General features: G+C 71.4%; 7 protein-coding genes. 2 read left to right on the top strand and 5 right to left on the bottom strand.

Annotated features, from left to right (window positions below; translation table 11 throughout):
- Nucleotides 1-67: 67 nt before the first annotated feature.
- Nucleotides 68-2,356 carry a polyribonucleotide nucleotidyltransferase gene (locus tag SOM35_RS02145; protein ID WP_111075509.1) on the bottom strand — a complete coding sequence of 763 codons (2,289 nt, stop codon included), beginning with the start codon at nucleotides 2,354-2,356 and terminating at the stop codon, nucleotides 68-70.
- Nucleotides 2,357-2,637: 281 nt separating this feature from the next.
- Here SOM35_RS02145 and SOM35_RS02140 point away from each other — a divergent pair, with 281 nt between their 5' ends.
- A complete protein-coding gene (locus tag SOM35_RS02140; protein WP_320514220.1) occupies nucleotides 2,638-3,849 on the top strand; it encodes a coiled-coil domain-containing protein in 1,212 nt (403 codons plus the stop codon).
- An 18-nt stretch (nucleotides 3,850-3,867) separates the two neighbouring features.
- On the opposite strand, the gene SOM35_RS02135 is transcribed toward SOM35_RS02140, so the two are convergent.
- The 3 genes from SOM35_RS02135 to SOM35_RS02125 form a co-directional block, all read right to left on the bottom strand.
- The gene (locus SOM35_RS02135) at nucleotides 3,868-4,494 is read right to left on the bottom strand and encodes a CE1759 family FMN reductase (protein ID WP_320514219.1); all 627 of its coding nucleotides are present in this window, start codon (nucleotides 4,492-4,494) and stop codon (nucleotides 3,868-3,870) included.
- Between the two features lie 186 nt (nucleotides 4,495-4,680).
- Nucleotides 4,681-4,950 (bottom strand): 30S ribosomal protein S15, encoded by a 270-nt coding sequence (gene rpsO / locus SOM35_RS02130; RefSeq protein ID WP_110823867.1) that lies wholly within the window; start codon nucleotides 4,948-4,950, stop codon nucleotides 4,681-4,683.
- A 146-nt stretch (nucleotides 4,951-5,096) separates the two neighbouring features.
- Nucleotides 5,097-5,549, bottom strand: a complete 453-nt coding sequence (locus SOM35_RS02125) for a VanZ family protein (protein WP_290156606.1) — start codon at nucleotides 5,547-5,549, stop codon at nucleotides 5,097-5,099.
- 120 nt (nucleotides 5,550-5,669) lie between these two features.
- Here SOM35_RS02125 and SOM35_RS02120 point away from each other — a divergent pair, with 120 nt between their 5' ends.
- Nucleotides 5,670-6,692 (top strand): glycoside hydrolase family 6 protein, encoded by a 1,023-nt coding sequence (locus SOM35_RS02120; protein WP_320514218.1) that lies wholly within the window; start codon nucleotides 5,670-5,672, stop codon nucleotides 6,690-6,692.
- 154 nt (nucleotides 6,693-6,846) lie between these two features.
- Here SOM35_RS02120 and SOM35_RS02115 read toward each other — a convergent pair whose 3' ends face one another.
- On the bottom strand, nucleotides 6,847-9,105 hold the full coding sequence (locus SOM35_RS02115; protein ID WP_111075514.1) for a HelD family protein: 2,259 nt from the start codon (nucleotides 9,103-9,105) through the stop codon (nucleotides 6,847-6,849).
- Between the last annotated feature and the right edge of the window lie 43 nt (nucleotides 9,106-9,148).

Genomic DNA, 9,148 nt, shown 5'->3' with positions numbered 1-9,148 from the left:
CACCCCCCCCCACACCGCCCGCCGCCCAGCGGGCCGCCGTCCGTTGTGGGCTTCAGGTGATCAGGGATCAGCCTTCGGCGGGGACCTCGGTGTGGGTGCCGTGGTCGTCGCGACCCTCGGTGTCGACCTCGTCGGCCACGACCGGGGCGAGCGAGAGCTTGCCGCGGTCGTCCACCTTGGTGACCTCGACCAGGATCTTCTGGCCGACGCCCAGGACGTCCTCGACGTTCTCCACACGCTTGCCACCGGCGAGCTTGCGGACCTCGGAGACGTGCAGCAGACCGTCACGACCCGGCATCAGCGACACGAAGGCACCGAACGTCGCGATCTTGACGACCGTGCCGAGGAACTGGTCCCCGATCTCCGGGTTCGTCGGGTTCGCGATCGCGTTGACCTGCGCACGCGCGGCCTCGGCGGACGGACCGTCGACGGCACCGATGTAGACCGTGCCGTCGTCCTCGATCGAGATGTCGGCGCCCGTGGTGTCCTGGATGCCGTTGATCGTCTTGCCCTTCGGGCCGATCAGCTCGCCGATCTTGTCGACCGGGATGTTGACCGAGATCACGCGCGGGGCGGTGTCGGCCATCTCGTCGGGCCCGTCGATGGCCTCGTTGAGGACACCGAGGATGGCCGAACGGGCTTCTTTGGCCTGCTTCAGCGCGGCGTCGAGCACGGACGACGGGATGCCGTCGAGCTTGGTGTCGAGCTGGATCGCGGTGACGAACTCGGAGGTACCGGCGACCTTGAAGTCCATGTCACCGAGTGCGTCCTCGGCACCGAGGATGTCGGTCAGCGCCGCGTAGCGGGTCTGACCGTCGACGGTGTCGGAGACGAGGCCCATCGCGATGCCCGCGACCGGGGCCTTGAGGGGCACACCCGCGTTGAGGAGCGACAGGGTCGAGGCGCAGACGGAACCCATCGAGGTGGAACCGTTGGAGCTGAGCGCCTCGGAGACCTGACGGATGGCGTACGGGAACTCCTCGCGCGACGGCAGCACCGGCACGAGGGCGCGTTCGGCGAGGAAGCCGTGCCCGATCTCGCGACGCTTCGGCGAACCGACGCGACCGGTCTCACCGGTCGAGTACGGCGGGAAGTTGTAGTGGTGCAGGTAGCGCTTCTTCGTGATGGGCGACAGCGAGTCGATCTGCTGCTCCATCTTGAGCATGTTCAGCGTGGTGACGCCGAGGATCTGCGTCTCGCCGCGCTGGAACACCGCGGAACCGTGGACGCGCGGGATCACGGCGACCTCGGCGTCGAGCGGACGGATGTCGGCGAGGCCGCGACCGTCCATGCGGATCTGCTCGGTGAGGATGCGGCCGCGGACGACCTTCTTCGTGACCGACTTGTACGCGGCACCGACCTGGCTGTTGGCGACCTCGGGCAGCGTGCCCGCGGAGACCTGCTCGGCGATGGCGGCCTTGACGCGCGACTTGAGTGCGTCGTCGGCGTCCTGGCGCTCGGTCTTGGCGGCGATCTTGTAGACGTCACCGAGCTCGGAGAGCGCGAGGGACTCGACGGCCGCGTAGACCTCGTCGGCGTAGGGCGGGAAGACCGGGAAGTCCTGGATCTCCTTGGCCGACTGCGCGGCGAGCTTCGCCTGCGCCTCGACGAGGGCCTTGAGGAACGGCTTGGCCGCTTCGAGGCCCTGCGCGACGACGGACTCGTCGGGCTTGGTGGCGCCGCCCTGGATGAGGTCCCAGCTGTGCTCGGTGGCCTCGGCTTCGACCATCATGATCGCGACGTCTTCGTTGCCCGCTTCGTCGGTGACGACACGGCCCGCGACGGTGAGGTCGAAGACGGCCTCGGCCAGCTGCGACGCCTTCGGGAACGCGACCCACTGGTCGGTGCCGTTCGCGCCCGGGATGAGCGCGAGACGCACACCGGCGATCGGGCCGGAGAACGGCAGACCGGAGATCTGCGTGGACGCGGACGCGGCGTTGATGGCCAGCGCGTCGTAGAACTCGTCCGGGGCGATGCTCAGGACGGTGATGACGATCTGGACCTCGTTGCGGAGGCCGTCGACGAACGACGGGCGCAGCGGCCGGTCGATCAGGCGGCAGACGAGGATCGCCTCGGTGCTGGGGCGGCCTTCGCGGCGGAAGAACGAGCCGGGGATCTTGCCGGCGGCGTACGAGCGCTCTTCGACGTCGACCGTCAGCGGGAAGAAGTCGAAGCCCTCACGCGGGTGCTTGCCGGCGCTGGTGGCCGACAGCAGCATGGTCTCTTCGTCGAGGTACGCGGCGACGGCACCCTGTGCCTGCTGCGCGAGACGACCGGTCTCGAACCGGACCGTCCTGGTGCCGAAGCGACCGTTGTCGATGGTCGCTTCCGCGAACTTGATCTCGGGACCCTCCATAGAGGATGCCTCCTTGCGTTTTTCGTGCAGCAGACCAGGCCTCGGGCACACTCGTGCACGTGCGCTCCACGACGCGGAACGCATGTCTGGCCAGCAGTAGAAGCACACGGGACGACAACCGGCCCGGACGCCACCACCGATGACCAGCTTCGTGCCGGTCTGCGTGCGATGTCATGGTTCGTCTCGGGGAACGGTCCCCAGACCAGCCGACCTTAGCATTCCGTGGTGGACGAGCGGCGGTGCTCCAGGAGAACGGGCGTGTCCTCACCTAGCCTGCTGGCATGCCTCGGAATCCCACCCTCGTCCGTCGGCCGCAAGGGCGACACGTCCTCTTCGCCGTCACCGTGCTCGTCGGTGCCCTGGTCGTCCCGGTGGTCGGTGCTGCGCCGGCCTCCGCCACGGACTACCCGACGTGGCAGGACGTGCAGCGCGCGAAGGGGAACGAGCAGGCCAAGCAGACCGAGGTCACGAGGGTCCAGGCAGCCCTGAAGTCGGTGCAGGCCGATGCCGCCGCGAAGTCGCAGGTCGCCCTCGACCGCTCCGCGGAGGCGACGCAGGCCGAGGCGGACCTGGCCCAGGCCACCCAGACGGCCACGAGCCTCCAGGCCCACGCGGACCAGGCGGCGGAGACCGCGAAGCGTGCGCAGACCCGGGCCGGGCGGCTGGCCGCGGACCTGTACCGCGACGGCTCGACCGACCAGATGACGACGCGGATCGCGACCGCCGGCAACCCGGACGCGCTGCTGTACCAGCTCGGTGCGCTCGACCAGCTGTCCACGACGTGGGCCGGCGTGCTCGACGACGCCTCCGTGTCGGCGAAGACGGCGTCCTCGCTGCACGACCAGGCCGCCCGGGCCGAGGACGAGCGTGCCTCGCTCGCGGCCGCGGCCGAGGCGAAGGCGGCGACCGCGAAGGCCGCCCAGCAGCGTGCTGATTCCGCGGTCGCGTCGACCGAGTCGCACAGTGACGAGCTCTACCAGCAGCTCGCGACACTCCGGGACTCGACCGCCGAGACGCAGCGTCGCTACGAAGTCGGACAGGCGGTCGCCGCGCAGGCCGCGGCACAGGCGGCAGCGGCGCGGGCCGCCGCCCAGGCCGCGGCGGCAGCAGCGGCCGCACCCACCCCGTCGGGCGGGGCGTCATCGGGCAACGACTACCCCAGCACGGACGGCGTCGCGGTCGACCCGGCCGCCGCGCAGGCCTACGCCCGGAGCGTCCTCGGCAACTACGGCTGGGGCGGCGACCAGTTCGGCTGCCTGGTGTCCCTGTGGACGCAGGAGTCCGGCTGGCGCGCGAACGCCCTGAACGCGTCGAGTGGTGCCTACGGGATCCCGCAGGCACTGCCCGCGTCGAAGCTCGCCGCCGCCGGAGCGGACTGGCGGACGAACGCGCAGACCCAGGTGAACTGGGGTCTCGCCTACATCAAGAGCAGTTACGGGACGCCGTGCGGCGCTTGGAACCACGAGATGAGCGTCAACCCGCACTGGTACTGAGTGCCGGCAGGGGTGCGGCTAGCGCTGCGCCCCACCGAGGAGGGACGCGAAGTCCACGACCTCCGGCAGGGCGTCCGCCTGCTGCGGCTTCCGACGGGAGGCCCGCATCATCCACGCCAGGTCGGCTCCGGCCCGGCGGATGCGCGCGTCGAGCGTGCCCGCGTCGTCGCTCCCCCAGTCGTCGGTCGCGGCGAACACCCCGGTGGGGACGACCGCGGCGCGGAGGTAGGCGAAGACCGGACGGATGCCGTGCTCGAGGGCGAGCGAGTGGCGTGCGGTGCCACCGGTCGCCCCGAGCAGCACGGGCATGTCGGTGAGGACGTCCTTGTCGAGGACGTCGAGGAAGGACTTCGCCAGGCCGCTCATGCCGGCGGTGAAGACCGGGGTGACGAAGACGACGGCGTCCGCCTCGACGACCGTCGCCATCGCGGTGGTCAGGGCCGGGGCGGCGAAGCGCGTGAGCATGGCGTCGGTGATCTCGTGCGCCAGCGGGCGGAGGTCCACGTTCCGGAGTTCCACCCGGTCCCCGGCGACGGCGCTGTCGGCCGACAGGGCCTCGAGGGTCGAGGCGCCGAGGCGGTCGGCGAGCAGGCGGGTCGAGCTGGGCTCGGAGAGACCGGCGGAGACGACGGCGATGGTGGTCATGGAGACTCCCGACTTTCGATGCGTTTGCATGAACAGTATCAGGAACTCGGAACGACTCCCACGCATTCCCGCGACGGATGCACGCGGAACGGCAGAGGCCCGGGAACGACAGGAGCCCCGTCCCTCACCAGGAGGAACGGGGCTTCCGATCAGCAGGACTGCGCGGTGGCAGTGCTCCGGATCTGACTAGCGGCGCAGGCCGAGACGCTCGATGAGCGCGCGGTAGCGGGCGATGTCGACGTCGGAGAGGTACCCGAGGAGACGGCGGCGCTGACCGACCATGAGGAGCAGACCACGACGCGAGTGGTGGTCGTGCTTGTGCTCCTTGAGGTGCTCGTTCAGGTCGTTGATACGACGCGTCAGAACGGCGACCTGGACCTCGGGGGATCCGGTGTCGCCCGGGTGGGTCGCGTACTCTTCGATGATCTCCTGCTTGATCTTCGCGTCAAGTGCCATGGAGGATCCCCTTTCCTGCTCTGCGTGAGAGCTCTGTCCGTTGCGCGGTGCCCACACCTGATGTGTGAGCGCTCTTGATCCGCGGCCGTTCGACGGCAACCGAACGAGCATACCAGAGCAGGGACGCGCCGACGGGGCGCGGTCGCTCAGACCGTCCGTGCCCGCAGCGGCCGACGACGGCGTCGACGCTCGGGCAGCAGGCTCCGCACGAACCCGACGAGCGTCGCCCCGAGCAGGCCGCCCATGCCGTTCGACAGCACGTCGCGGGGGTCGGCCACCCGGGCCGGCAGGTACTCGGCCTGCGCGAACTCGATCCCGACCGACAGCCCGACCGCCACCAGGGCGCCGAGGATCCACCAGCGTCGGGGCAACCACAGCGCGGCGATCACCCCGACCGGGACGAACATCGCGACGTTCGCCAGGAACTCGGTGCGGTCGTACGTGAACCAGGCACCGTGCGGCAGGTGCTGCACCCAGGCGATGGCGTGCAGGACCAGCGCGTTCTCGGCCGACGTGAACACGTGCGGGGTCAGCGTCATCCGGTAGATCACCCAGGCGTAGCCGCCGGTCAGGGCCAGGAGGAGCAGTTTCCGCAACATCAGGTCAGTCTGGGGCACGCCTGCTGGGCAGCACCCTGGCATCGCATGACGATGGGATGGGAACATGACGGCAGCAGCGGACGCGGGTCGGGGGCGTCGCGCAACAGGGAGGAACGGCCGATGCCGAGACCGGAACGCGCCTCGTCCACGCGTCAGTGGGCGTGGATCGGGATCGTCGGCGCGCTCGTCGTGGCCGTCGTCGTGGCGGTGAGCGTGGTGCTGCCGCACGGCGCTGACCGCCCGGTCACCCACCGCAAGAGCGTCGCCCAAGCGTGGCCCGGCGGCCTCGCCCGCCAGCCGTCGACCGCGAACCAGGCACGCTGGCACGAGACGGCCGCGCGGGAGGCGGGCCGGGCCTCCACCGCGGACCGCCTCGCCGTGATCGCGGACCAGCCGGTCGCCACCTGGCTGACGAACCCGTCCGTGCCGGAGACGGTCGCGACCGTGCAGCGTGTCCTGGCGTCGGCGCGCGAGCAGCGCGCGACCCCGGTGTTCGTGCTCTACGCGATCCCCGACCGCGACTGCGGGCACTGGTCGCGCGGCGGCACCGCCGAGGACGCCTACCTGCCGTGGGTCCGCGCGATCGTCCGCGCCCTCGCCGGCTCGCACGCCGTCGTCCTGGTCGAGCCGGACTCGATCGCGCAGATCGCCGTGTGCGAGCGGCTGCGGGACACGCGCCTGCCGCTGCTCCGCAAAGCCGTGACGGCGCTCACCGGGCACGGGCTGACCGTGTACCTGGACGGCGGCAACGAGAACCGGGTGCCGGTCCGGACGATGGCCGACTGGCTGCGGCGCGCGGGCGTCGACCGGGTGCAGGGCTTCGCCACGAACGTGTCGAACTTCTACCGCGTCGACCAGGAGCGCGCCTACGCCGACGAACTCGCCGACGCGATCGGCGGCGACCCGCACTTCGTCATCGACGTCTCGCGGAACGGTCAGGGCTGGCGCGGGGACTGGTGCAACCCCGAGGGTGCCGGGCTCGGACAGCTCCCCCACGTCACCCTCGGCACGACCCGGCTCGACGCCTTGCTCTGGGTGAAGACGCCCGGCCTCAGCGACGGCAGCTGCAACGGCGGACCGGCCGCCGGGCAGTGGTGGGAGTCCTACGCGCTCGCCCTGGTCGAGAACCGCAAGCGCGACTGACGAGCGCCCCACGGCAGGGAGGCCCGACACCGGTCCGCCTGTCGGCCGCCGGCCGGACGGTCCGTGGGCGACGCTCGTGGCCGAGGTGCGGGACCAGGGCGAACCGGCCTGACGGGCGGGTGTCGGGCCTCCCGTCAGGCGACCGCGACGACCGTCAGGCGACCTCGATGACCGTCAGGCGACGGGTCGGGCGGGTCATCGCGACGTAGACCGCCGCAGCCGCGCGGGCCGCGTCGGACCCGACGCGATCCGGGTCGACGAGCAGCACGCCGTCGAACTCCAGGCCCTTCGCGTCGGCACCCGTCAGCACCGTGACCGAGCCCGGGCGCGGCGAACCGAGCCCGCGGACGTCGGCCTCGGTGCGGGCCAGGCGCTCGCGGACGGCCGTGACGTCGGCTTCCGGCACGATCACGCCGATCGTCCCCGCGCCGATCAGGTCCCGCTCGCTGTCGACCCGGCGGACGACGGTGTCAAACAGGTCCGCCCGGTCGACGCGCAGCCGCTCGACGGGGTCACCGTCACGGACCGCCTCGTTCGCGGTCACCGTGAGTCCGGCCGAGGCGGCGAACGCCCCGGCGGCCTCGACGATCGAGCGCGGCGTGCGGTAGTTGACGGTCAGCTCTTCCAGCCGGGAGTCCAGCGGCACCTGCGGCGCACGACCACGACGGCGTCGGGAGAGCGCCCCGCGGACGTCGTCCCAGGTGCGGGCGGCACCGGGCGAGGAGCCCTGCGCCATGTCGCCCACGATCGTGAAGGACCGCAGCGGGTTCCGGCGGGCGAGGATCCGCCACTGCATCGGCGAGAGCTCCTGCGCCTCGTCGACCACGATGTGCCCGTAGGTCCACTCGCGGTCCTCAGCGGCACGCTCGGCCGTGGAGCGGGGGTCGCCGCCCTCCGCGAAGGCACCGGCGACCTGTTCGGCGCTGACGATGCCCTCGACGCCCATGTTCTCGATGGCCTGGCGGGCGTTCTCGATGTCGCGGTTCCGGCTGGCCTTCGCCTGACGCTTCGCCGCACCTCCGGTCGGGTCGAACTCGCCGAGGAGCTCGGCCGCCTCGTCGAGGAGCGGCACGTCCTCCACCGTGAAGGCGGCACCGCGCTCGCGGCGGAGGAGTTCGCGGCGCTCGGGGCTCCAGTTCGGGGTCAGCGACGCCAGCCAGTTCGGGCGCGCGTAGAGGTCCTCGAGGAACTTCTCGGCCGGCAGCGGCAGCCACGCGGTGTTGAGCAGGACGCGGGCGTCGTACGAGCTGCGGATGTCCTCGCGCAGCACCTTCTCGTCCGCCTCGTCGACCGTGGTGCCACGCTGGCGCAGCTGGTCGGCGAGCAGACGGGTCATGGCGTCGAGCGCGTTCTTGTTGAACGACACCCGGGCGACGTTGTGCGGCTTGCCGCGGTCCTGGGCGCGACGCATCGCCTCGGCCACGAGCTGCGGCGGGACGACGAGCCGCTCGCCCTCGACGTCGAGCGTCACCGACTCGGTCGGGACGACCTGGCGTGAGCGGACCGCCCGGCGCAGGAGGTCGGCCATCTCGCCCGAGCCCTTGACCGCGGCGACGTCCCGGCGGTCGTGGACCGTGGTGTGCAGCCCCGGGTACAGCGAGCCGAGCGACGCCATCACGACGCCGGTCTCACCGAGGGACGGCAGCACCTGCTCGATGTAGGTCAGGAACGCCGGCGACGGGCCGACGACCAGGACGCCGGAGCCCCGGAGGCGCTCGCGGTACGAGTAGAGCAGGTACGCGGCGCGGTGCAGTGCGACGGCCGTCTTGCCGGTGCCCGGGCCGCCCTGCACGATGAGCACGCCCTCGAGCGGGGAGCGGATGATCCGGTCCTGCTCGCCCTGGATGGTGGCGACGATGTCCGTCATCCGGCCGGTGCGCTCGGCGGTGACCGCGGCGAGCAGGGCCCCTTCGCCCTGCAGGTGAGTGCGCTCGTCGTCGTAGAGCGTGGCGTCGAAGACCTCGTCCTCGACCCCCACGACCGTCCGGCCCTCGAGGGTCAGGTGTCGACGGGCACGCATGCCCATCGGGTGCGCCGCGGTCGCCTGGTAGAACGCGCTGGCACCGGGGACACGCCAGTCGAGCAGCAGCGGACGGTGGTCGGCGTCACGGAGGCCGACCCGACCGATGTACCGGAAGGCGTCCTCGTCGGCCGGCGGGTCCTGGACCTCGAGCCGGCCGAAGACCAGCCGGTCACCGACGCGTTCGAGCGTGGCGACGGTGTCCTCGTAGAGCCGCGCGAAGGCGTCGCGTTCACTGCGGCTCTGGTGGTTGCCGCCGACGGTCTGTCGACGGGTCTCGGCGAGTCGCTGGGCGGCCTCGGCCGTCAGTTCGTCGAGTCGGTGGAAGAGACCGTCGACGTAGCCGCGTTCACGGTCGATCTCGGTGGGTTCGGAAACACGCGCTTCGGACACTCGCAACCCTTCGGGACAGGGGGACCAATCGTATCCCCCTGCC

The organism is Curtobacterium sp. CFBP9011, assembly GCF_034045095.1.
In the GTDB taxonomy this organism is placed as follows: Bacteria; Actinomycetota; Actinomycetes; order Actinomycetales; family Microbacteriaceae; genus Curtobacterium.
This window is presented reverse-complemented; position numbering and strand designations above follow the sequence as displayed.

Bases quoted from the DNA above. Each gene is read 5' to 3' on its own strand.
- SOM35_RS02140 (WP_320514220.1), top strand. From the start codon at position 2,638: ATGCCTCGGAATCCCACCCTCGTCCGTCGGCCGCAAGGGCGACACGTC.
- SOM35_RS02120 (WP_320514218.1), top strand. From the start codon at position 5,670: ATGCCGAGACCGGAACGCGCCTCGTCCACGCGTCAGTGGGCGTGGATC.
- SOM35_RS02145 (WP_111075509.1), bottom strand. From the start codon at position 2,356: ATGGAGGGTCCCGAGATCAAGTTCGCGGAAGCGACCATCGACAACGGT.
- rpsO (WP_110823867.1), bottom strand. From the start codon at position 4,950: ATGGCACTTGACGCGAAGATCAAGCAGGAGATCATCGAAGAGTACGCG.
- SOM35_RS02135 (WP_320514219.1), bottom strand. From the start codon at position 4,494: ATGACCACCATCGCCGTCGTCTCCGCCGGTCTCTCCGAGCCCAGCTCG.
- SOM35_RS02125 (WP_290156606.1), bottom strand. From the start codon at position 5,549: ATGTTGCGGAAACTGCTCCTCCTGGCCCTGACCGGCGGCTACGCCTGG.